Origin of the sequence: Nocardia gipuzkoensis (genome assembly GCF_021183645.1) — a bacterium.
Taxonomy (GTDB): Bacteria; Actinomycetota; Actinomycetes; order Mycobacteriales; family Mycobacteriaceae; genus Nocardia; species Nocardia abscessus.
Window position 1 is genome coordinate 353131 of the sequence record NZ_CP089225.1, and the last position, 22642, is coordinate 375772.

Below are 22642 nucleotides of genomic sequence, written 5' to 3' on the forward strand. Positions count from 1 at the left end.
CCTCGTCATTCCCCTGCCGCCCGCCGCGACGACCGCGCGGCCGGAGGCGTTGACCGCGGCAACAGTCACGGGTGACCGGCGGTTGTCCGAGGGCCGCCTCGGCGCCGGGTGCTCGAGGTCACGCTCCGACGCGTGTGAGGAAGAACATGGCCGGTACCGCCACGGCGGTCCGGGCACCGGCACAGCGCTGCCCGGGGGTCGTCCAGCGGTCGGCCTCGGTCGAACGACTTCGCCGCGTGCGCACCGCCTGCCGACTACACTGACCTCGCTGTGCGCATCCCACCGGCCTCCCCGACTCCTTCATGACGGACGTCACCCCCGCCCTCCCGTCAACGGTGCTCGACACCCTGCGCGCCCTCGTGCGCGCGGCCACTCGCCTGGTCGACGCCCGCTACGGCGCGCTCGGCGTCCGCGGACACGATCGTCAGCTGGTCGAGTTCATCTTCCAGGGCATCGACGACACGACGCCCGCCCATATCGGCCGGTCTCCCGAGGGGCAAGGCGTGCTCGGGCTGCTCTTCCTGCACCCGGAACCGATCCGGCTGGACGATCTGTCGAAACATCCCGCTTCCGTGGGCTTTCCGTCCAACCATCCACGGATGGGCAGTTTCCTCGGCGTCCCGGTGCGGATCGGCGAGGAGATCTTCGGCAATCTCTACCTCACCGAGAAGGCGGGCGGGCAACCGTTCACCGACGACGACGAGGCCATCGTGCTGGCGCTGGCCGCCGCGGCGGGCATCGCCATCGAGAACGCCAGGCTGTACGAATCCGCGCGGACCAGGCAGGCGTGGATCGAAGCCACCCGGGATATCGCGACCGAGTTTCTCGCGGGCACGGCGCCGGACCTGGTGCTCGCGCAGGTGGTCGCGCGCGCCCGCGCGCTGACCGGCTCGCAGCAGGCGTTACTGGCCGTGGTCGCGCCCGTGACGCCGCCTGACGAAGCCACCGAACTCGTTGTGGCGCAATGGTTCGGTCCCGGCCCGGGCCCGGAGCGGGTGCGCATCCCCGGCACCGCCACCGGCACGGCGTTCACCGAGCGTGCGCCGGTGCAGGTGACCGACGCCGGAGCGGTCGATCTCGGCGCTCCGGTCGGCTCGGCGGGGCCCGCGCTGGTGCTGCCGTTGCAGACCGCGGATCTCGTGCTCGGCGTGCTGATCATCGTCCGCCCACCCGGTAGTGCCCCGTATTCCGGCGAACTGATCGAGCTGACCGCCGCGTTCACCGATCAGGCGGCGCTGGCCATGCAACTGGCCGAGACCCAGCGCAGGATGCGTGAACTCGACGTCCTCGCCGACCGCGACCGCATCGCCCGCGATCTGCACGACCATGTCGTGCAACGGCTGTTCGCGGTCGGGCTCGGGCTGCGGGCCACCGCGGCCCGCACCGACGACCCGGAAGTGCGGCAACGGCTTTCGGCGGAGATGGACGGTCTGCAGGAGGTCGTGCAGGAGATCCGCACCTCGATCTTCGACCTGCACGGCGGCGACCCGCTGCGGCGTCGGCTCGAGGACGCGATCCGCCAGCAGACCGCCGACGGCGCGTTCCGCACCAGCGTGCGGTTCTCCGGACCGCTGTCGGTCGTGGGCGACGCGCTCGCCGACCACGCGGAAGCCGTGGTGCGCGAATCGGTGAGCAACGCGGTGCGCCATTCCGGCGGCAACCGGCTCGCCGTCGAGATCACCGTCGGCGACGAGCTGACCGTTCTCGTCGAGGACAACGGCAAGGGCATGCCCGCGGACGTGGTGCCGAGCGGACTGGCCAACCTCGCGCAGCGCGCGAACATGTCCGACGGCCACTGCACGGTGCGGCCGGCCGAGAACGGCGGCACCAGGGTGCACTGGTCCGTGCCGCTGGCCTGACGATCAGACGGGCGCCACCACGGCCAGATCGCCGTCGTGCCGCCGGTACAGCAACTCGCCACGTCCGCTGTCCGGGTCGGTGCGGAACAGGAACGGCAACCCTTTGCGGCACAACATGTTCGCCGCTTCGGCCGAGTCCAGGCAGGCGGCCGGTTCGGCGTCGACGACGATCGGCGGGGTGCCCTGAACCATCTCCGGCGACCAGATCGGCGGATAGGTCGCCCGCTGGCGGATGAGCCGCGCGCCCGGCGCCGCCCAGTGCACCACCGCGTCCTCGCCGGTGTCGGCGTCGGTGAACAGATGGGCCTCGTAGTCCATCGCGTCCAGGACCGCGACCGCGTCGGCGGGCGTGCGGGTGGCGAGGCCGACCTGCTTGCGGCGCACGATCGGACGCGGCTCGCCGACCCAGGCCAGCGGGGGTCGGGCCGGATCCGGCCAGGTGCGCGGTTGTCCCGCGGCCAGGCGGGCCAGCCTGCGGTCCAGGCGCTCGGCGGCGAAGGTCACCGCGAATCCGCGTGGCCCGGTGACCTGGACCCGGGTGACGACGTCCCGGTTGCGGACATCGACCTGCACCACCGTGGGCCGCTCCGCGTCGGGCGGTGCGGTGAGACGCACCCGGGCGGGCGCGTCGAGATGGTGCCTGCGCAGGACGCGACCGATGGCTCGCACCGCCCGCGTCACGTCGATGGTGCCCACGTCTCCGCACGTGGTCACCGCCACTTCCGGGTCCGCGGCCGTCGTCCATTGTTCCGCCGCGTATCGCAGCTCGGAGGTGACCATCTGTATTGCCCCGCCTTCCAGATCGATCCGTTCGCACTCCCATGCCAGCACCGCGCTGGTGTGGCGAACAGGGCCGAAAGTCCCCTGCGGCGAAAAGGACTGTGGTAGGCGCGATTCAGGCGGCCCCGAGCACCACGACGGAGTTGTTGCCGCCCATGCCGAGGGAGAGCTTCGCGGTGAGACCGCCCTCGAACGCCGCGGGGCCGTCCAGCAGCCGTGGATGCGCGGGCGCGACGATCGGCGCGGCGGGCACGATGCCGCGGTCGTAGCCCAGCGCGGCCGCCGCCACCTCGACCGCGGCCGCCGCACCTTGGCAGTGGCCTGCCAGCGGCTTCAGCGCGTAGATGTGCGGGCGATCGGCGAACAGCCGCTCCAGCAGATGGTGTTCGGCCACATCGCACTGCCGCGTTCCGGTGCCGTGCGCGTTGAAATAACTCACGTCCGCGGCGGCGACCCCGGCGTCGGCGAGCGCGCGCCGGACGCAGTCGAGGATCTGCTCGTGCGTCGGGTCCACCGAGACCACGTGGTAGGCGTCGTTGGACATGGCGCCGCCGAGGACCGCGGCATAGGGCCGTTCGGCCCGGCGGGTGAGGACGAACGCCACCGACGCCTCGCCCATGCTGAACCCGCGGCTGCCCTCCTGGAAGGGCCTGCACGCGTCCATCGGTTCGGCGTCCGCCACCGCGGCGCCGAGCCGGACGAAGTGTTCCACCATCTCCGGGGTGGCCGACAGGTCGGTCGCGACGAAGATCACGTCGTCGGCCATGCCCGCGTCCAGCCAGAGCTTCGCGGTGATCAGCGCGACGTTGGCCGAACTGCACGCGGCGGAGACGTTCATGGCCGGACCGTGGAAGCCGAACTCCTGCATCAGCATCGACACCGGCGTGGAGGGCAGCAGCCGCAGGTAATCCCTGGACCGGCGGTAGCCCTCGTCGGCGAGGTAGAACTCGCGCCAGTCCACCACGTCGCCGAGCACGATGGCGTGCAGCAAGCCGACCGTGCGGCCGGGCCGCCAGCCGCGGTCCCTGGCATCGGCGACGGCCTCCCGTGCGGCCTCGTGCACGGCGCGCCCGTAACGGCTCGTGCGCAGTCCGGGGTCCCCGCCCTCGGGCACCAGCGACACCCACGCGTCCTCGTCACGGCCCGGCCCGTAGCCGGATTGCAGGGCCGCCGCCGACTTGCCGCTGAGCAAGCCGTCCCACAGCCGCTCACGTCCCCATCCGTAACCGGTGATCGCGCCGATCCCGGCGATGGTCATATGATTCCGATGCCGCGGCGGATCGAATCTCGATCGCGCGGTGTTCGGGTCGGCACCCGGCATGTATCGCTCCTTCGCCGGCTTCCCCGGGCCGACCGAGCGGTCTGCCCTACCTCGACGCAGAAACCGGTCCCCCATGATCCCCGGATCCGGCCCGAGAACGTGCCGGTACTGTGATCGAAGCAATACCGTGGACGATGTGATCTTGTACACGTCGATACCAGAATAATCCCGTGTTCCAATGGCCATAATTGGGTCGATGATCGGGGGTTCGAGTGGGTGACGACAAGCTAGCCGCCGCGGTCGACGCCGCCGAACAGATGGCCGCGCGCTACCGCTCACTCGTCGAGCACACCCCGGACGGGATCTGCGTGCACGAGCGCGGCCTGGTCGTCTACGTCAACCCGGCGACCGTCCGGCTGCTCGCCGCCGAGAACGCCGACGAGATCGTCGGCCGTCCGCTGACCGACTTCGTCCACCCCGCCTCCGTCCCCGCGATGCTCGACCGCATCGCCACCCTCACCACCGCGGGCGCGGCCTCGATCCCCGCCGAGATGACACTGATGCGGGTGGACGGCGGCACCGTCCCCGTGGAGACGGTCTCGGTGCTGACCGCCTGGCACGACCGCCTCGCCTACCAGGTGGTGATCCACGACCTCACCGCCCAGCGCCACGCCGAGGCCGCGCAGCGCAGAGCCGAGCACTACTTCACCACCGTCGTCTCCCAGTTGGAGGAGGGCGTCGTGGTGATCGATCCGGAGGGCCGGATCGAGTCGATGAACCCGGCGGCCAAGCGCATCTTCGGGACCGAGGGCCCCGACGGGCAGGTCATCGGCCGCACCATCCAGTCGCTGCCGCTGGTGCTGCTGGACGCCAAGGCCCAGCCGCTGCCGCCGAGCCGCCATCCCGTGGCGCGCACGCTGGCCACGGGCGAGACCATCACCGGCTACATCTTCGGCGTCGACCGGGTTGATGGTCAGCGCCGCTGGTTGTCGGGCAGCAGCCGCCTGCTCAATCCCGGCGACCCGCGCTCGTCGGCGGTGTCCTCCTTCGCCGACATCACCGAATTCCGCGCCAGCCGGAGGCAGTTGGAGTACCAGGCCACGCACGACTCGCTCACCGGGCTGGCCAACCGCTCGCTGATCCTGTCCCAGCTGGCCGCCGCACTGGCCAGCACCGAAGAACTGCTGCCGGTGTCCACCGTGCTGTTCATCGATCTCGACGGGTTCAAGGCGATCAACGACACCTTGGGGCACGCCATCGGCGACACCGTGCTGCAGATCGTCGCCCAGCGGCTGCAGCGCGCGCTGCGCGGCGACGACATCGTCGGCAGGCTCGGCGGCGACGAGTTCCTGGTCCTGCTGTCCGGGCGCACCCGCCGCGTCGACATCGAAGCGCTGGTGAGCAGGCTGCGCTCCACCATGGCCGAGCCGATCATCGCGCGCGGGCACCGGATCGAGGTGAACGCCTCGATCGGCGTCACCGAACTCGGTGTCGGCGACCGGCGCAGCCCGGAAGCCGTACTGCACGACGCGGACCTGGCGATGTACCGCGCGAAGCCGCCCGGGCGCCGCGAAGGCACCGTCACCAAGGGCCGCAGGCCGAACAGCACCCACGCGTCCTGACCCGGAATCGCGCATGATCGTCGAACACGCCCTGCTGCCGGTCCGCCCCGAGCGCGCCGCCGAGTTCGAAGCCGCCTTCGCCGCGGCGCGCCCGATCATCGCGAGCATGCCGGGCTTCCGGTCGCTGTCGCTGTCGCGCGGCGTCGAGTCGCCGGGCAGCTATCTGCTCCGGGTGGAATGGGACAGTCTCGACGATCACGTCGTCGGATTCCGCGGCTCGCCGGACTATCAGCGCTGGAAGGACCTGTTGCACCACTTCTACGACCCGTTCCCGGTGGTGGAGCACTTCACGCCGGTCCCGCTCCGCCTGGACGGCGTCGCGCCGCCCGGGCCCTCACCTGGGGATACGGCGAGCCCTCCGCAACCCCAGTAGACTCGACAACTCTGCTTTCCGAGCGTTCGCCTGCCCGGCCCGGGTAGTGTGCTCGCGCCTGTGCGCGGTGACAAGGAGTTCAGTTTGCCCGACCTCACTCAGGATCGTGCCGCCAGCGACGGCGCCCCCGAGCGGATCCGCGAGACCGATCAGGAACAGGCGTACCTGTCGGTGCTGTACGAGCGGCTCGACGAGATGCGCGACTACGCGCGCAACCGGTTGCGCACCGTGCTGCTGGAGAACGGCGGCACCCCGCAGGCCCGCAGCGAACGGGAGTCCTTCACCCAGCTCTACTCCGAGGACCTGGCGAAATACGATGCCGCGGAGCACGGCCTGTGCTTCGGCCGCATCGACCTCGACGGTGCGCAGGAGGAATACCGCTACATCGGCAGGATCGGGATCCTCGACGAGAAGGACGACTACGAGAGCCTGCTGCTGGACTGGCGCGCCCCGCTGGCGCGGCCGTTCTACCTGGCCACCACCGCGGCGCCGGACGGTGTGACCAGGCGCAGGCACATCCGCTCGCGCAACCGCAAGGTCACCGCGATCAACGACGAGTACCTGGATCTGGAGGCCGCGCGCCGGGCCGGGGCCACCGACACCGATGGCGGTGTCGGCAGCGAGAGCGCGCTGCTGTCGGCGCTCAACGCCGCCCGCACCGGCCACATGAACGACATCGTCGAGACCATCCAGCACGAGCAGGACGCGATCATCCGCTCCGAGCACAAGAGCGTGCTCGTCGTCCAGGGCGGGCCGGGCACCGGCAAGACCGCCGTCGCGCTGCACCGCGCGGCGTACCTGCTCTACACCTACCGCCAGCAGCTGGCCAAGAGCGGTGTGTTGATCATCGGCCCGAACGCCACCTTCCTGGACTACATCGGCCAGGTGCTGCCGTCGCTCGGCGAGACCGGCGTCCTGCTGTCCACCATCGGCGACCTGTACCCGGGCGTGCGGGCGGTCCGGGAGGACTCGCTGCGCGCGGGCGAGATCAAGGGATCGCTGGCGATACTCGATGTGCTCAAGCAGGCGGTGCGCGACCGCCAGGAGGTGCCCGCCGAGCCGATCCGGCTGAGCTTCGACGGCTATCCGGTCACCCTGGACCGCAAGATCGCCACCAGAGCCCGCGGCCGCGCCCGCTCCTCGCGCAGGCCGCACAACCTCGCCCGGCCGATCTTCGCGAGCTCGGTGATCGACGCGCTGACCGACCAGCTCGCCCAGACCATGGGCGCCGACCTCTCCGGCGGCCCCAGTCTGCTCAGCTCGGCCGACCTCACCGAGATCCGCGACGAGATGCGCGCCGACCGGCAGATCCAGGCCGCGATCGCCGAGCTGTGGCCGATCCTGTCTCCGCAGGACGTCCTGGCCGACCTGCTCGCCGACCCGAAGCGGCTGGACCGGGCCGCGAGCTCGCTGACCCCGGCCGACCGCGCCGAGCTGCTGCGCTCGGACGACGGGCAGTTCAGCCCCGCGGACGCGCCGCTGCTGGACGAGCTGGCCGAACTGCTCGGGGTGGACGACGCCGAAGAACGCGAGCGCGCCCGCCGCCGCTGGCGCGCCCAGATCGCCGAGGCGCAGGACGCTCTGGACATCCTCACCGGCTCCGCGCCGCAGGATCTCGAGGACGAGCTGGACCCGGAGATCCTGATGGCCTACGACTTGATCGACGCCGGCCAGCTGGCCGAACGCCAGCACATTCGCACTCGCCAGACCACCGCCGAGCGCGCGGCGGGCGATCGGACCTGGACCTACGGCCACGTCATCGTGGACGAGGCGCAGGAGCTGTCGGAGATGGCGTGGCGCATGGTGATGCGGCGCATCCCGAACCGGTGGGTCACCGTGGTCGGCGACGTCGCGCAGACCGGCGACCCGGCGGGCACCTCGTCGTGGCGGCGGATGCTGGAGCCCTACGTCGCGTCCCGGTGGAAGCTGGCCGAGCTCACCGTCAACTACCGCACACCCGCCGAGATCATGGACCTCGCGGCCGACGTCCTCGCCGCGATCGACCCGACGGCCACCGCACCGCGTTCGGTCCGCGAAACCGGCGTCGCGCCGCGCGCCTACCGGGTCGAGCCAGGCGACGTGCACGCCGAGATCGCCCGGCTGGTCGCCGCCGAGACGGGGCCGGGCACCACGGCGGTGATCGCGCCGCACGGGCTGGTGGCGCGGCTGACCGACCTCGCGGGCGAGTCGGTGCGGGTACTGACCGTGCACGAGGTGAAGGGCCTGGAGTTCGACGCGGTCTACCTGGTGGAACCGCGGGACATCCTCGCCGAATCGCCGCGCGGGCTCAACGACCTCTACGTCGCGCTGACCCGGGCCACCCAGCGGCTCGGCGTCGTGCACAGTGCGGATCTGCCCGGCGTGCTCGCCCGGCTGCACTGAACCGGCTCCGGCACCGGGAACGACGAAAGGCTCCGTTGCGCATCGCGGTTCGCGACGGGCACGGAGCCTTTCGGGCTGGACGACAATCAGCGCACGGTGTGCACGATCAGCACGTCCGAGCGGGACTTGCGCGCCACGTCGGAGGGCACCGACCCGAGCAGCCGTCCGGCCAGGGTGTTCAGGCCCCGGTTGCCGACGACCAGCAGGTCGGCGTCGACCTCCTTCATCAGCGACAGCAGCGACTCCACCGGCTCGCCGACGATGGCGCGCTCGACGATGTCGGCCGCACCCGCGGCGATCGCCTTGTCCCTGGCGATGCGCAGGATCTCGTTGGTCGGCGCGGAACCGCGTACCTGGTAGGCCTCCTCCTTGAGCACGTCGGCCGCGGCGGCGACATCGCGGTCGTCGGTCGGGTAGTAAGCGCAGGCCACGACCAGGGTCGCGCCGGAGACGCCGGCCAGCGACCCGGCCTTCTCGACGGCGACGTACGACGAGTCCGAGCCATCGGTACCGACGACAATGGTCCGGTAGGCGGTCATTCTCTCCTCCAACTATGCGGTGGGTCCGGTGCTGCGCGCGGTGTCGTCCCCGTTGGAGGGGGCGTCGGCGCGGCGACTGGGCTCGACCATAGCGGCAAACGGTACGGAAATTTCAGAAATCGCAAGACATCACACTCGGGGTGTTCCGCCATTCCAGCCGCGGATTCGCCAGGGAATGCCGGAAATGCCTTACCAACCAGCGCAGACCCAATTCACCGGAACCAAACCTGTGATGTGCCACAACCGCCTCGAACAGTGTTGCAACCCTGGGATATTCGTCACAGAGCCAGGTCCGTCACAGGAAGTTCGGCCCGCCCGGCCGGAGGAATCACCAGCCGTGGCGGGCCGATCGGGCCCGGATCGGCCCGCCGCTACGGCCACTGCCGATAGTTTGCCCAGAATATGCCGAGAATCGCTCCGATGATGTCCATGGCTTCCTCTTCCTGCGGTAAAAGGACGCGCAAATATTAGCGCGCGGTCCAGGCTCCGCGGAGGGACTAGAGGTCGAAAAGCGGCCCGGTGATGGTCAATCCGAGTTCGTCCACGTGTGCGAAGAACGCGAACAGCATCAGGGCGGCGCCGCTCAAGGCGAGGTCTTTGTTGAACTGGATCATCTCGCCCTGCTTGCCCTGCGGGTCGCTCTCCTGCCAGAACCGGTGCATCACGACGGCGGTCGACAGCAGTGTGATCGCCAGCAGCAGCGAACCGAGATCGGCCCAGACACCCAGCAGCACGCTCAGGCCGCCGAGGCCGAACAGCACGCCCGAGCCGAGCACCGACGCCTTCGCCATCGGGATGCCTTTGCTCTGCGCATACCCCGCCATCACTTCGGTCCGGGTGAAATGCCCGACGGCGGAAGTCAGGAACAGCACCGCGAACAACACCCGTCCGATCAACACCACGATATCCATGTCCGGCTCCTCGTCGGCTGTCCGGCAACTAACGCCGCGTCGGCATGACCTTGGCAGTGACCTCGTTGCGGAAATGTAGCGAATTCTTGGCGTATTCCAGGGGTGCCATACCCACTTCCGCGGTGAATTCACGCGAGAAGTGTGCCTGGTCGAAATAGCCCAGTTCCGCGGCCAACGCGGCGAGATCCTCGATGCGGCCTTTCGCGAGCAGGTCCGCGCCGTCCTGCAACCGGTAGCGCCGCAGCACCCATTTCGGCCCGGCGCCGACGTACCGGCGGAACATGCGCTGCAGCGTGCGGGCGGGCACATCGAACCGCTCGGCGATCTGATCGACCCTGGTGAGCTCTTGGTCGGTGGCCATCGCCTCGACAATGCGCAGCACCAACCGGTAGGTCGGGTCCGCGGTCGCCGGACGTTTCGTGAGGTATTCCTCGACGACGCCGCGGCGCTGCTCGACCGTCGGCGCGTCGAGCACCCGCTCGGTCAGGCCCGCGGCCTCGGGCAGCACGTCGGCGATGGGCACAGCGCGGTCGCGCAACGAGCCGACATCGAGGCCGGTGAACGCGCCGAAGCCGCCCGCACGGAAACGGATGCCGAATGTCTCGCCGAGCCCGCTGAGTTCGCGGATGAACTTCGTGGTGGTCACGCCGTTGACGAATCCGCCGGTACGCGCGCCGGATCTTTCGAAGGTGATGTTCACGCTCGGATAGGACAGCACCTCCGCCCGGTACGGCGGCCTGCCCCGAAGATCCCAGCGCACCGCCCAGTACCACTCGACATAGCGGTCCACCGCCCGGCCCGGCGGCAACCTGACCAGCGAACGATGCTTGGCCTGTTCGTCCGGATGCAGGATTCCTTTGGTGTCGGTGGGCGCCAGTGGATTGCGAGCACGCGGCGGCTCGCCGGGCGACGATTCGGCGCTACCGGGCACGGTGTCGCTTTCTTACAAGACCCATCGCCCGCCACGGGCGAGAGTTGTGGTCATGACGAACACAGTGAATCCCATTGCCGACGGCTACCACTCGATCACTTGTTTTCTCGCCGTCGGCGACGGGAACAAGGCCATCGAGTTCTACACCGCCGTCTTCGGCGCCGAGGTGATCAGCCGCAACGATCTGCCCGACGGCCAGCCCGCGCACGCCGAGTTGAAGATCGGCGACTCGACCCTGCAGATGGGAATGCCGATCCCGGACAGCGGCTTGCTGGCACCGAACGGCGAATGGGTGCACACCTCGATCGTGCACTACTGCCCGGATGTCGACGCGGTCGTGCGCCGCGCCGTCGAACACGGTGCCCGCAACGTCGAGGAGCCGCAGACCTTCGTGACCGGCGACCGCTTCGGCGTCGTGATCGATCCGTTCGGCCACCGCTGGGCGGTGCTCACCAAGGTCGAGGACGTGCCGCGCGAGGAGGCCGAGCGCCGTGTGAACGAGTGGATGGCGACCCAGTCGTGACGCTCCGGCTGCCTCCGCGGTGACCCGGCTCCCGGTCCGCGGAGGCAGCGCCGGTGCGGCGCTCAACTCAATCCGGCGGCGTCCATGCCGCGCAGTTCCTTCTTCAGATCCGCGATCTCGTCGCGCAACCGCCCGGCGAGTTCGAACTGCAACTCACGGGCCGCGTTCATCATCTGCGCGGTGAGCTCCTTCACGAGATCGGCGAGTTCGGCACGAGGCATCGACTTGACGTCGCGGCCCTCGTACACGCCCGCGCTCACCGCGCGGCCGGGCTCGCCTTGCGCGCGCCTGCCGCGGCTGGCATTGCGCCCGGAGCCGCCGATCTCCACCTCGGTCTCGTCGGCCTCCCGGTACACCTGGTCGAGGATGTCGGCGATCTTCTTGCGCAGCGGCTGCGGATCGATGCCCATCGCTTCGTTGTAGGCGACCTGTTTCGCGCGGCGGCGCTCGGTCTCGTCGATGGCGAACTGCATGGAGTCGGTGACCTTGTCCGCGTACATGTGCACTTCGCCGGAGACGTTGCGTGCCGCGCGGCCGATCGTCTGGATCAGCGCGGTGGTGCTGCGCAGGAATCCTTCCTTGTCCGCGTCGAGGATCGCCACCAGCGACACCTCGGGCAGGTCGAGACCCTCGCGCAGCAGGTTGATGCCCACCAGCACGTCGTATTCGCCGAGCCGCAGCTGCCGCAGCAACTCGACGCGACGCAGGGTGTCGATCTCGGAGTGCAGATAGCGCACCCGCACCCCCAGCCCGAGCAGGTAATCGGTGAGGTCCTCGGCCATCTTCTTGGTCAGCGTGGTGACCAGGACGCGCTCGTCGCGCTCGGTACGCCCCCTGATCTCGTGGATCAGATCATCGATCTGGCCCTTCGTCGGCTTCACCACGACCTTGGGATCGACCAGGCCGGTCGGCCGGATCACCTGCTCGACCACCTCGCCGCCGGTCTGCCCGAGCTCGTACGGACCGGGCGTGGCCGACAGGTAGACCGTCTGCCCGATGCGATCGGCGAATTCCTCCCAGGTCAGCGGGCGGTTGTCCACGGCGGACGGCAACCGGAAGCCGTATTCCACCAGGTTGCGCTTGCGGGACATGTCGCCTTCGTACATGCCGCCGATCTGCGGGACGGTGTTGTGCGACTCGTCGATGACGAGCAGGAAGTCCTCCGGGAAGTAGTCCAGCAGCGTCGCGGGCGCCGAGCCGGCCGGGCGGCCGTCGATGTGGCGCGAGTAGTTCTCGATGCCGGAGCAGAACCCGACCTGGCGGATCATCTCCAGGTCGTACTGGGTGCGCATGCGCAGCCGCTGCGCCTCCAGTAGCTTGCCCTGGCGTTCCAGCTCGGCCAGCCGCTGCTCCAGCTCGGCTTCGATATCGCGCACCGCGCGCTCCATCCGCTCCGGCCCCGCCACATAGTGGGTGGCGGGGAAGATCCGCAGCATGTCGACCTGGCGGACCACGTCACCGGTGAGCGGGTGCAGGTAGTACAGCGCCTCGATCTCGTCGCCGAAGAACTCGATGCGGACGGCGAGCTCCTCGTAGGACGGGATGATCTCCACGGTGTCACCGCGCACCCGGAAGGAGCCGCGGGTGAACGCCATGTCGTTGCGGGTGTACTGCACGTCGACCAGCAGCCGCAGCAGCGCGTCCCGATCGAGCTCGGAGCCCACCTCCAGCTGCACCGACCGGTCGAGATACGACTGCGGCGTGCCGAGGCCGTAGATGCACGACACCGAGGCGACCACCACCACGTCGCGCCGGGACAGCAGGCTGGAGGTCGCCGAATGGCGCAGGCGCTCGACGTCGTCGTTGATCGAGCTGTCCTTCTCGATGTAGGTGTCGGTCTGGGCGATGTACGCCTCGGGTTGGTAGTAGTCGTAGTAGGAGACGAAGTACTCGACGGCGTTGTTCGGCAGCATCTCGCGCAGCTCGTTGGCCAGCTGGGCGGCGAGGGTCTTGTTCGGCGCCATCACCAGCGTCGGCCGCTGCAGCCGCTCGATCAGCCAGGCCGTGGTGGCCGATTTTCCCGTGCCGGTGGCGCCGAGCAGCACCACGTCGCGCTCCCCCGCTGTGATCCTGCGCTCCAGCTCGGCGATCGCGGCAGGCTGGTCGCCCGCCGGCTGGTGTTCGCTGACCACCTCGAACCGGCCGCCGACGCGCTCGATCTCGCCGACCGGACGGAACTCCGAGTGCGCGAGCGGCTGCTCGGCCGCCCTGTCCTCGAAGCCCTCCGCCGGAATCTCGGTTGCGAATGCCATGCTCACCAGCCTAGGCGGAGCCACCGACAGATTCCCGGGGGACGGTGGATGATCCCCGCCCGGCGATCACCGCGCGGGACGCGCGAGTGTGTCACCCCGTCCGCACAGCCCGCGCAGGCCCGCTGGGATGAGATGGTTACATGTCCGAAATGTCCGTTGCCGCAATATGTTTCGTGCTCGAGAACTCCTTTCCGTGAACCACGCGGCGACCCTGCGCCAGGTGTAACCTGATCTGGTTGTTCGGATGTGGTGAAGGACAAAGCCATGAGCGGTCTGCTTCCATTGCTCGTCGCCGTGCCGGCCGTGACCGGCCTCGCCGGGTACGTCGCCAGGGATCTCCGCGCGGCGGTTCCTTCCGTCACCGGCGCCCCCACAGCCGCCCCACCAGGGGCGATCGCCCCGGCCACCCCCGCGCCGCACCGGCCGCGAGTGGAGTTCTTCAATCTGGCCGAGCTCACCAATACCGACGCCAAAGGCTTCGTCCGCCCGGTCGACCGTTTCCACGTCGAACCGTGGGGCCTGTACATGGCGCGCGCGGTCGGCGGGCCGGACTCGCACTATCTCGAATCGTGGTTGCTGCCGGAACTCTCGTTGCGGGCGACATTGGCCAGGACCAATCCGGCGCACCACCGGGACCCGGTCTATCGGCTCGACATCGGCGAGTTCACCCGGATCGGCCCGAAGCGCTGGAAGGCGGTGGACCAGTACCTGGACATCGCCGTGCGTCCCGGCCGCAGCGCCGAACTCCTCGGCGTGAACGAGCTGCTCGCCGCGCACGCGGCCGGACTGGTCGACACCGCACAGGCGCACCGGGCCTTCGAGCGGGCCACTGCGGTACTGGACGGCTTGGCCACGCACGACCACTGCGTGGAGGACTGGCTCGCCACGCACGGCATCACCCTCACCTGGATGTAGCTCACCGGTTACCGCGCCCGACTCGACGCGTCGGGCGCGACGGTAGATTCTTAGTGCATGACGCAGCCACCCACCGTCGACGTGCACCGGCCCAAAGTGGAGTACTTCAACCTCGCGGATCTGACGAACACGGATCCGAAAGGCTTCGTGCGCCCGGTCGAGAAGTACCGCGTCGAGCCGTGGGGCCTGTACATGGCGCGCACCTCGGATCATCCGCAGTTCCACTACATCGAGTCCTGGTTGCTGCCGAAGCTGCACCTGCGCGCGACGATCTTCCACTACTTGCCCGCGCATCGGCGCGACCAGGACTACTACCTCGACGTCGGTGACTTCACCGTGGTCGGCCCGAAGACGTGGAAGTCCGTCGATCACTACCTCGACGTCGTCGTGCGCTCCACGCGCGACACACAACTGCTCGACGTCGACGAACTGATCGCCGCGCACGCCGCCGGACTGATCACTCTCGCCGACGCCGAGGCCGCCGTCCAGCACGCCACCGCCGCCATCGACGGCATCGCCGCCAACGGCCACACCCTCGAGGGTTGGCTCGACACCATGGACATCACGCTGACCTGGCTGTAGCCCCCGCCGGGACGGCTGGGACACAGCCTCGAGCGCTCGGCCGGTGACTAGGACGCCGGCGAGTCCCGCCAGGCCAAGGCCCTCGGGTAGGCGGCGTCGAACCACGGCTCCTTGACCTCGAGGTAGGCCGAGGTCGCCTCCGCGCCGGTCAGCCCCGCCGCCTTGGCCTCGCCCTCGCGCTTGACGGCGAGATACTCCGCGCGTGCGCCGGCGTCGGCGCGCAGCCACTCCCGCAGCAGTAGCGCGTATTGCTGGCCGGGTGAGCCCTCGACCCGGATGTGCACATTGGCCAACCGGCCAGGGTCGGCGTTCTGATGGAAACGCTTGACCCACAGTGCGGCATCGACGCCCGCTGGGTCCTGCGGCGTCGGCTTGGGATTGTCCTGGGTGACCTCCGGCCGCACCGGGAACCCCGCGGCGCCGAGGGCGTCGCGCAGGCCGTCGGCGGCGGCCAGGCCGGCCACCGTGATCTGGAGATCGATCACGTCCTTGGCGGGCAGCCCCGGCACCGAGGTGGAGCCGACGTGGTCGATGCGAGACGCGGCAGTGCCGCAGGCCACCCAGAGCCGGGCGATCAGCCGTTGCGCCTGCGCGGGCCAGTCGGGATCGGCGGGCACGAGCCGGATCTCCGTGCGGCGCGCGGGCGTCCCGGCCCGCAGGTTGCGCTCGAACGGCACCAAACGCTCGACCCAGAGTCGGCGCACCTCGGCTTCGACCGTGCCGGGCGCGCCACTGTTGTCCAGCAACACATCGGCAACGGCTCGCCGCTGTTCATCGGTGGCTTGCGCGGAAATACGCGCCCGCGCATCGGATTCGACCACGCCACGGAATTCCACCAGACGGCGAATTCGCGTTTCGGCGTCCACGTCGACGATGAGCACGAGATTCATCAACGGTGCGAGACCATTTTCCACCAGCAGCGGAATATCTTGCACGACGATCGCATCCGCGGGGGCGGCGGCGATCAATTCCGCGGTGCGCTTTCCGACGAGCGGATGCGTGATCGAATTCAGTTTCGCGCGTGCCGCGTCGTCACCGAATGCCTTGGCCGCCAACGCGGGCCGATCGAGGCTGCCGTCCGCGGCCAGGATGCCGGACCCGAACGCCGCCACCAGCGCGGCCAGGCCCTCGGTGCCCGGCTCGACGACCTCCCGTGCGATCAGGTCCGAGTCGATCACCACCGCACCGAGGTCGGCGAGTGCCCGAGACACCGTCGACTTGCCCGCTCCCATGCCTCCGGTGAGGCCGATTCGTAACATTCGACCAGTCTCGCATCCGGGAGCGGCGCGCGCGTCCGCCGCCCCGAGCGCCGCCGGGCCGCGTCACTCGCCGTGGGAGCAGCGGCGAATCGGCCGGACAGCGGGCGATCCTGCCGATTACCCGTTGCGCCCGCGCATTCCACCACTTACGCGTCCTTTTGCCCGATCCGTGACTGCGCCGAGACCGATTCGCAACAATTCCGGATGTTTGCGGTCGGGCCGACGCGCCTTTCCGACACGCCGAAGCAATTACTCGCGCAAAATACTCTGCCGAGCACTTTCGTTCCGCTAATCTTCGCCGTGGCGATCCAGGCCGACACCAGCGATGCAAAGGAACACCATTGGGCACCAGAATCAACCAGACGGGTCGCCACCGCCTGGGCATGGCGGGGCGAGTGCACTGCATTCAGATCCCTGCCGTCGCGGCGGCGCTCGCGGAGCACCGTCGCTCTTGGTTCACCGCGTTCATCAGTCCCGCGCGGCACAGTTTCGCTGCCATGCGGAACCGTCCGGCCGCACCCGCGGTCCGGTGGGTACCTGCTACCGCAAGCTGAACCCGAGTTCGAAGTGGCCCAGCCTCTCGCCAAGGCTGGGCCACTCTTTTGCGCGCACCACATCCTGATTCGATGCGCCACAAGGTGATCCGACCGACCCACAGGTCGATGCGTCGGTCGGCCGATCTCGGACATCACGGAAATGTAAGTACAGATGCAAGAACGGTCAGCGGGGGGTGAGGCCCCATCCGCCGGTCGTTACAGCACCTACCCGCGAATTCGATCGTCCGGAAATTCTCGCCTGCGCCCCGGTCAGAACCAGCACCTTCTCTGGCGCTCGCAGTATGGAGAATGCAGCCCGCACTCTCCGGTAGTTTCCGGCACGTCGGGCCCAGCGGTGCTGCGGTCGACCCGAACCGACACATGCATTGATCCCGGAGAGAATCGTACGGACCGGCCGGAAAGCGGTACGGCATGGAACCGCCGATTCACGAATCGAACCGAAAATCAGTGACGGCGATGGCGACGGTATGCGCGGAATCCGGATATCGGGCGCGGGCACACTGCCGGACATTGCCGATTCGCGACGTGGCGTATTCCCGGCAATCTCCCCTTCCACCGTCCGTCCGGCGAGGCAGCGGTCAGCATCGAGAGGCCGGGAGCAGGGCCGGATCACGTGGCCGCCGAGTGGAGCTGCCCAGGCGGATTCGGCAGCCAATGCCTTTCACGACATCGCCGACGGCCCCGCCGAGTCGGAGCCCCTCGCGGCGACACCACGGGCGGCGCTAGGTCCCCAGTTCCCGGTGTCGCTGCCAGGCCCCAGCATTCGCGCCGCAGTGACGGCGTGCCTAAAAGCCGAGCGAGCGAACAAGGTCGCGCAGCTCGGCGCGGAAAAGCTTTGCCGGATCCGGTGTTTGCGGACGCAAATGGCCGTACACCTCGAGCGCGATCAGTCCATGCATCCGGCCCCACATTCGCAGGGCGAGGGCGAGCGCGTCGGGAGGCAGATCGGGGAAGTCGGCCCGGACATGCTCGGCCAGGCTCGCGTCGAAATCGGACCACACGCAGTCACCCGTTGTCTGCGTAGCCGCGGCCCGTGGCCACGCGGCGGCCGCGAGACCGACCAGGCCGGTGCAGGCGCGTAATTCGGCCGCCGTGGCAGGCCCGCCCGGCGGTGGTCGATAGCCGGGCACCGGATCGCCGTAGATGAGGCGGAATTCGGCGGGCCGCTCGACCGCCCAACCGCGCACGGCCTCGGCCCAGGCCACGACGCGACCGGCCGGATCGTGCACCGCAACGGCATCTCGCGCCGCCTCGAGCCGGTCCACCAAGGTGGTGTACACGTCGGAGATGAGCGTGGAGATCAACTCGTCGCGGGTGGCGTAGTAGCCGTAGATCGCGCCCGCCGTCATCCCCATCTCACGGGCGATGGCACGCAGGGAGATCGCATCCGGGCCGCCCTCGGCGAGCAAGCGCATGGCGATTGTCTTGATGTCCTCCAGCGCCTGCGCGCGCAAGCGCTCCCGGCGACTCCTGACGATCTCGGCCACGGTTGACACTCTACAGCGTTGGGCTACTATCGCCCGTATCCTTTCTGAACGGCGTGTAGTAAATGAACGGCATTGAGGAGTAGTCGTGGACATCGGGGTTTTCGGAGCGACCGGCGTCATCGGTTCGCGGGTCGTCGCCGAAGCACTGCGGCGGGGGCACCGGGTCACCGCCTTCACTCGCGACGCGGGGCGGTTTCCCGCCGAACGCGGTGACGAGACGTGGGCGGTGGCCGACTGGCTGGACGCCGACAGCATCGCCGCGGCCGTCGCCGGGCTCGACGTCGTCGTGAGCGCGGTGAACGTCGGGCACGGCATCCCCGACACCATCGCCCACGCGGACGATTTCGTCGTGGGCGCGCGGGCGATGGTCGCCGCGCTCGACCGGCAGCCGCGGGTCCGGCTGATCGCGGTGGGCGGAGCGGGCAGCCTGGAGGTCGCACCCGGCGTGCAACTGCTGGACATCGGGGACGAGTTCACCCGCACCCTCACCGACGTGCTCGAGGTCCCGGCGGAATACGCCCGGGTAGTGCGCGCCCTACGCGACGCCTTGGACATCTACCGGTTGTCCAACCGCCATTGGACCTACCTGAGCCCGTCGTCGGGGCGGATCAATCCCGGCGAGCGCACCGGTCGCTTTCGGATCGGCGGCGATCAGCTATTGCTCGGCGGCGCGGACATCTCCGCCGAGGACGTGGCGGTCGCCCTGCTCGACGAAGCCGAGCAACCCCGCTTCCTCCAGCGCCGTTTCACCGTCGGGTACTGAGCGGCGCGCGGACAGCAACGGATTCACCGCGGTTATCGGACCGGGGCCGCACTTGGCGGCGTTTCTGTCGGACCCCTCCGGCACAATAGAACTTGCCGGACGTCGATCTGGTTGCCACGCAAAGTAATCCGCAACCCGAGAGATAGGGGTCCCCATGCCCGACGTTCAAGCTTCGACGCCCGACCCGGTCGCCGTGGACCACGAAGAGCTCGTGGCCTTCGCGGCGGAGATCGAGCGGCACCGCGCTCTGCTGCGCAGTGCCGCGGAGGACTATCGGTGGCGCGTGGCCCAGCGGGTCGAGCACTTGGACCCGTCGGACCAGGAGCCGTGGCTACGGCAGGCGGAGCAGTTCGTCGAGTCGCTGATGATCGACCCGATCCGGCACAAGACGCTGGACCTGGAGGCCTACCGGGCTGTCCGCGACGGCGTGCCCGTGCGGTACGACGCCGTACTCCGCAGCTACGTCCTGCCTCGTCCGGAACGGGACCCGCTGCCGATTCGCCCCGGCTTGCCGGAGCACCGGCTCGGCGTCATCGCCCGGCTGGCTTCGCTCGGTTTGCGGCTCGAGCAGATCCAGGTCGTCGCGCTCACCACGGCTCAGATGGTGGCGCCACACGAGGCGGCAGAGCCTCCCGAGGAGACTCCGGAAGTGCAGCGCGGGACGACGAAGCCTTCGCGGGGGATCCGGCGGCCGCATCGCCGTAAGCGCCCCGCGGGGCGTTGACGAGCACCACGAAAACGACTGTGCCCCAACCGGATTCCGGTTGGGGCACAGTCGGTCTAGCTATTGCCTATCAGGCGTTGCCGGACAGCTTCTCGCGCAGCGCCGCCAGCTGCGCGTCGCTGGCCAGCGAACCGCCGGCGGACTCGGCCTGGCTGGCGGAGGACTGCGAACCGCTCTCGGAGGAGTAGTTCGACGCGCCGCCGCCGTTCGCGGCCTCGGCCGCGGCGTCGGCCGCCATCTTCTCCATCTGCGCGGTGTGCATCTTGTGGCGACGCTCCGCCTCGGCGTAGCGGCCTTCCCACTCCTCGCGCTGCTTGTCGAAGCCCTCGAGCCACTCGTTGGTGTCGGGGTCGAAGCCCTCGGGGAAGATGTAGTTGCCCTGCTCGTCGTAGCTGTCGGCCATGCCGTACTTCGACGGGTCGAACTCGGCGTGGTAGTCCTCGTTGGCCTGCTTGAGGCTCAGCGAGATCCGGCGACGCTCCAGGTCGATGTCGATGACCTTGACCATCGCGTCGTCGCCGACGGCCACGACCTGGTCCGGCACCTCGACGTGGCGCTCGGCCAGCTCGGAGATGTGCACCAGGCCCTCGATGCCCTCCTCGACGCGGACGAACGCGCCGAACGGAACGAGCTTGGTGACCTTGCCCGGCACGATCTGGCCGATCGCGTGGGTGCGGGCGAACTGACGCCACGGGTCTTCCTGGGTCGCCTTCAGCGACAGCGAGACGCGCTCGCGATCCAGATCGACGTCGAGCACCTCGACGGTGACCTCGTTGCCGACCTCGACAACCTCGGACGGGTGGTCGATGTGCTTCCAGGACAGCTCGGAGACGTGCACCAGACCGTCCACGCCGCCCAAGTCGACGAAGGCGCCGAAGTTGACGATCGAGGAGACCACACCCTTGCGGACCTGGCCCTTCTGCAGCTGGTGCAGGAACTCGCTGCGCACCTCGGACTGGGTCTGCTCCAGCCAGGCACGGCGGGACAGCACCACGTTGTTGCGGTTCTTGTCCAGCTCGATGATCTTGGCCTCGATCTCCTTGCCGACGTACGGCTGCAGATCGCGGACCCGCCGCATCTCGACGAGCGAGGCGGGCAGGAAGCCGCGCAGCCCGATGTCGAGGATCAGGCCGCCCTTGACGACCTCGATGACGGTGCCCTTGACGGCCTCGTCCTTCTCCTTGAGCTCCTCGATGGTGCCCCACGCACGCTCGTACTGCGCCCGCTTCTTCGACAGGATCAGGCGGCCTTCCTTGTCCTCCTTGGTGAGAACAAGAGCCTCGACCTCATCGCCCACGGAAACGACCTCGTTGGGGTCGACGTCGTGCTTGATGGAAAGCTCACGAGAGGGGATGACGCCTTCGGTCTTGTAACCGATGTCGAGCAGGACCTCGTCGCGATCGACCTTGACGATGGTTCCTTCGACGATGTCGCCGTCGTTGAAGTACTTGATCGTGGCGTCGATGGCGGCGAGGAAATCCTCGGCGGAGCCGATGTCGTTGACGGCTACCTGCGGCGAGGTGACGGTGGTGGGCATATGTCGGTTTGCTCCGGACGGATTGTGGTCGGTTGCGGACATTGGAACTTTCGGTACGCTGCGATCTCACCGCGAGGTGTGAAGACGGACACTTAGGAACGTACCGCACGCGACGCGCGTGAAACTCAGCACGGTGTGAACTTCGGTACGGTTGTACGGAAGGCACTCGCGCCGTTCAGCGTACGCGACCTCGGTCCGGGCGGGCAAACCGGTCAGGCCGCCACGCCGATAGTCTGATCGGCGTGTCGGAAGATCGCCATGCGCAAGCAAACGCACTGCTCGGAACGTCGGGCATCGCCCGGACCCGGATCGGATCGGCGGCCAGCAGGATGGCCAGCCGGCGATGGTGGGACGCCGATGCCGCCCAATACCACGAGACGCACGCGGAGTTCCTCGGCGTCGACTCCCCCGGCGGCGAGTTCGTGTGGTGCCCGGAGGGCCTGCACGAAGGCGACATGCGATTGCTCGGCGATGTCACCGGCAAGCTGGTATTGGAGATCGGCTGTGGCTCGGCACCGTGCGCACGCTGGCTGGCCGGACAGGGCGCGCGGCCGGTCGGGCTCGACCTGTCGCGCGGGATGCTGGAACGGGGGCTGGCGGCGATGGCGCGCGGCGGCCCGCGGGTGCCGCTGGTGCAGGCGGACGCGGAGACCCTTCCGTTCCCGGACGCCTCGTTCGATCTGGCCTGCTCGGCATTCGGCGCCGTGCCGTTCGTCGCCGACTCGGCGCTGGTGATGCGGGAGGTGGCGCGGGTGCTGCGCCCCGGAGGGCGCTGGGTCTTCTCGGTGAACCACCCGATGCGCTGGATCTTCCCGGACGATCCGGGTCCGGCCGGTCTCACCGCCACCATCCCGTACTTCGATCGGACCCCTTACGTCGAGGTCGACGGCGACAACGTGCCCACCTACGTCGAGCACCATCGGACCATCGGCGACCGGGTGCGGGAGATCGTCGCGGCGGGACTGGTGGTGGAGGACATCGTGGAACCGGAATGGCCGGAATGGCTCGACCGCGAATGGGGGCAGTGGAGCCCGCTGCGCGGCGAGCTGTTCCCCGGTACGGCGATCTTCGTCACGAGGAAGCCCGGAGCGTGAGGCGCCGGTCCTCGACCAGTTCGAGGATAGCGACCTCATGACTGACCAGCAGCACCTGCGTCCGAGGCAGGTCGATGAGCTTGTGCAATCCGTCCCGGAACGCTTCGGCCTCCGCCATGGTGTCGAAATCCAGCTCGACGAGCACCCGGTTCGGGTTGTGCGTGAATCGCGCCACGCGGCAGTTGCGGGCTCCCGCCTCCGCGAAGTACTGCTCGAGACCGTCGAACGCAGGCTTCCACGTCTCGTAGTCGCGCACGGTGTCGTCGATGTGCACAATCGTGGTCATCACTT

Annotated in this window: 20 protein-coding genes; 10 read left to right on the plus strand and 10 right to left on the minus strand. The window is 68.9% G+C overall.

The window, feature by feature from the left end; genetic code table 11:
- The first annotated feature begins 302 nt into the window (after positions 1–302).
- Positions 303–1859: a GAF domain-containing sensor histidine kinase gene (locus LTT66_RS01575; RefSeq protein ID WP_233063371.1), complete on the plus strand. Its 1557-nt coding sequence runs from the start codon at positions 303–305 to the stop codon at positions 1857–1859.
- A 3-nt stretch (positions 1860–1862) separates the two neighbouring features.
- Here LTT66_RS01575 and LTT66_RS01580 read toward each other — a convergent pair whose 3' ends face one another.
- Positions 1863–2639, minus strand: coding sequence for a sigma 54 modulation/S30EA ribosomal C-terminal domain-containing protein (locus LTT66_RS01580; protein WP_233063372.1), 777 nt, complete (start codon positions 2637–2639; stop codon positions 1863–1865).
- Positions 2640–2754: 115 nt separating this feature from the next.
- Entirely contained in the window at positions 2755–3897 is a 1143-nt protein-coding gene (locus tag LTT66_RS01585) for a beta-ketoacyl synthase N-terminal-like domain-containing protein (RefSeq protein WP_233063373.1), read from the minus strand.
- A 275-nt stretch (positions 3898–4172) separates the two neighbouring features.
- On the opposite strand from LTT66_RS01585, the gene LTT66_RS01590 reads away from it, so the two are divergent.
- From LTT66_RS01590 to LTT66_RS01600, 3 genes are all read left to right on the plus strand, one after another.
- Positions 4173–5522, plus strand: a complete 1350-nt coding sequence (locus LTT66_RS01590; protein ID WP_233063374.1) for a diguanylate cyclase domain-containing protein — start codon at positions 4173–4175, stop codon at positions 5520–5522.
- 13 nt (positions 5523–5535) lie between these two features.
- Entirely contained in the window at positions 5536–5895 is a 360-nt protein-coding gene (locus tag LTT66_RS01595) for an antibiotic biosynthesis monooxygenase family protein (protein WP_233063375.1), read from the plus strand.
- Between the two features lie 84 nt (positions 5896–5979).
- The gene (locus LTT66_RS01600) at positions 5980–8277 is read left to right on the plus strand and encodes a HelD family protein (protein ID WP_408638728.1); all 2298 of its coding nucleotides are present in this window, start codon (positions 5980–5982) and stop codon (positions 8275–8277) included.
- Between the two features lie 86 nt (positions 8278–8363).
- On the opposite strand, the gene LTT66_RS01605 is transcribed toward LTT66_RS01600, so the two are convergent.
- From LTT66_RS01605 to LTT66_RS01615, 3 genes are all read right to left on the minus strand, one after another.
- Complete coding sequence (locus tag LTT66_RS01605; RefSeq protein ID WP_195068594.1) at positions 8364–8816, minus strand: universal stress protein; 453 nt, start codon at positions 8814–8816, stop codon at positions 8364–8366.
- A gap of 497 nt (positions 8817–9313) precedes the next feature.
- The gene (locus LTT66_RS01610) at positions 9314–9727 is read right to left on the minus strand and encodes a DoxX family protein (RefSeq protein WP_233063376.1); all 414 of its coding nucleotides are present in this window, start codon (positions 9725–9727) and stop codon (positions 9314–9316) included.
- Between the two features lie 28 nt (positions 9728–9755).
- A complete protein-coding gene (locus tag LTT66_RS01615; protein WP_233063377.1) occupies positions 9756–10658 on the minus strand; it encodes a helix-turn-helix domain-containing protein in 903 nt (300 codons plus the stop codon).
- A gap of 52 nt (positions 10659–10710) precedes the next feature.
- On the opposite strand from LTT66_RS01615, the gene LTT66_RS01620 reads away from it, so the two are divergent.
- Complete coding sequence (locus tag LTT66_RS01620) at positions 10711–11181, plus strand: VOC family protein (protein WP_233063378.1); 471 nt, start codon at positions 10711–10713, stop codon at positions 11179–11181.
- A gap of 62 nt (positions 11182–11243) precedes the next feature.
- Here the strand turns inward: LTT66_RS01620 and uvrB are convergent, their stop codons facing one another.
- A complete protein-coding gene (gene uvrB / locus LTT66_RS01625; protein WP_220135087.1) occupies positions 11244–13433 on the minus strand; it encodes an excinuclease ABC subunit UvrB in 2190 nt (729 codons plus the stop codon).
- Between the two features lie 264 nt (positions 13434–13697).
- On the opposite strand from uvrB, the gene LTT66_RS01630 reads away from it, so the two are divergent.
- Both LTT66_RS01630 and LTT66_RS01635 read left to right on the plus strand, forming a co-directional pair.
- Positions 13698–14348 (plus strand): DUF402 domain-containing protein, encoded by a 651-nt coding sequence (locus tag LTT66_RS01630; RefSeq protein WP_233063379.1) that lies wholly within the window; start codon positions 13698–13700, stop codon positions 14346–14348.
- Between the two features lie 57 nt (positions 14349–14405).
- Complete coding sequence (locus tag LTT66_RS01635; protein WP_233063380.1) at positions 14406–14930, plus strand: DUF402 domain-containing protein; 525 nt, start codon at positions 14406–14408, stop codon at positions 14928–14930.
- A gap of 47 nt (positions 14931–14977) precedes the next feature.
- Here the strand turns inward: LTT66_RS01635 and coaE are convergent, their stop codons facing one another.
- Together coaE and LTT66_RS01645 are read right to left on the minus strand one after the other, a co-directional pair.
- Entirely contained in the window at positions 14978–16189 is a 1212-nt protein-coding gene (gene coaE / locus LTT66_RS01640; RefSeq protein WP_233063381.1) for a dephospho-CoA kinase, read from the minus strand.
- Between the two features lie 1342 nt (positions 16190–17531).
- Positions 17532–18233 (minus strand): TetR/AcrR family transcriptional regulator, encoded by a 702-nt coding sequence (locus LTT66_RS01645; RefSeq protein ID WP_233063382.1) that lies wholly within the window; start codon positions 18231–18233, stop codon positions 17532–17534.
- Positions 18234–18318: 85 nt separating this feature from the next.
- On the opposite strand from LTT66_RS01645, the gene LTT66_RS01650 reads away from it, so the two are divergent.
- Together LTT66_RS01650 and LTT66_RS01655 are read left to right on the plus strand one after the other, a co-directional pair.
- Positions 18319–18996 (plus strand): NAD(P)-dependent oxidoreductase, encoded by a 678-nt coding sequence (locus LTT66_RS01650; protein WP_233063383.1) that lies wholly within the window; start codon positions 18319–18321, stop codon positions 18994–18996.
- Positions 18997–19150: 154 nt separating this feature from the next.
- Positions 19151–19720, plus strand: coding sequence for a hypothetical protein (locus tag LTT66_RS01655; protein WP_233063384.1), 570 nt, complete (start codon positions 19151–19153; stop codon positions 19718–19720).
- 70 nt (positions 19721–19790) lie between these two features.
- Here LTT66_RS01655 and rpsA read toward each other — a convergent pair whose 3' ends face one another.
- Positions 19791–21257, minus strand: coding sequence for a 30S ribosomal protein S1 (rpsA, locus tag LTT66_RS01660; RefSeq protein ID WP_195034069.1), 1467 nt, complete (start codon positions 21255–21257; stop codon positions 19791–19793).
- 242 nt (positions 21258–21499) lie between these two features.
- Here rpsA and LTT66_RS01665 point away from each other — a divergent pair, with 242 nt between their 5' ends.
- The gene (locus LTT66_RS01665; RefSeq protein ID WP_233063385.1) at positions 21500–22351 is read left to right on the plus strand and encodes a class I SAM-dependent methyltransferase; all 852 of its coding nucleotides are present in this window, start codon (positions 21500–21502) and stop codon (positions 22349–22351) included.
- On the opposite strand, the gene LTT66_RS01670 is transcribed toward LTT66_RS01665, so the two are convergent.
- Positions 22329–22637, minus strand: coding sequence for a hypothetical protein (locus tag LTT66_RS01670; RefSeq protein WP_233063386.1), 309 nt, complete (start codon positions 22635–22637; stop codon positions 22329–22331). The two genes, LTT66_RS01665 and LTT66_RS01670, sit on opposite strands and share 23 nt — an antisense overlap.
- Positions 22638–22642 lie beyond the last annotated feature (5 nt).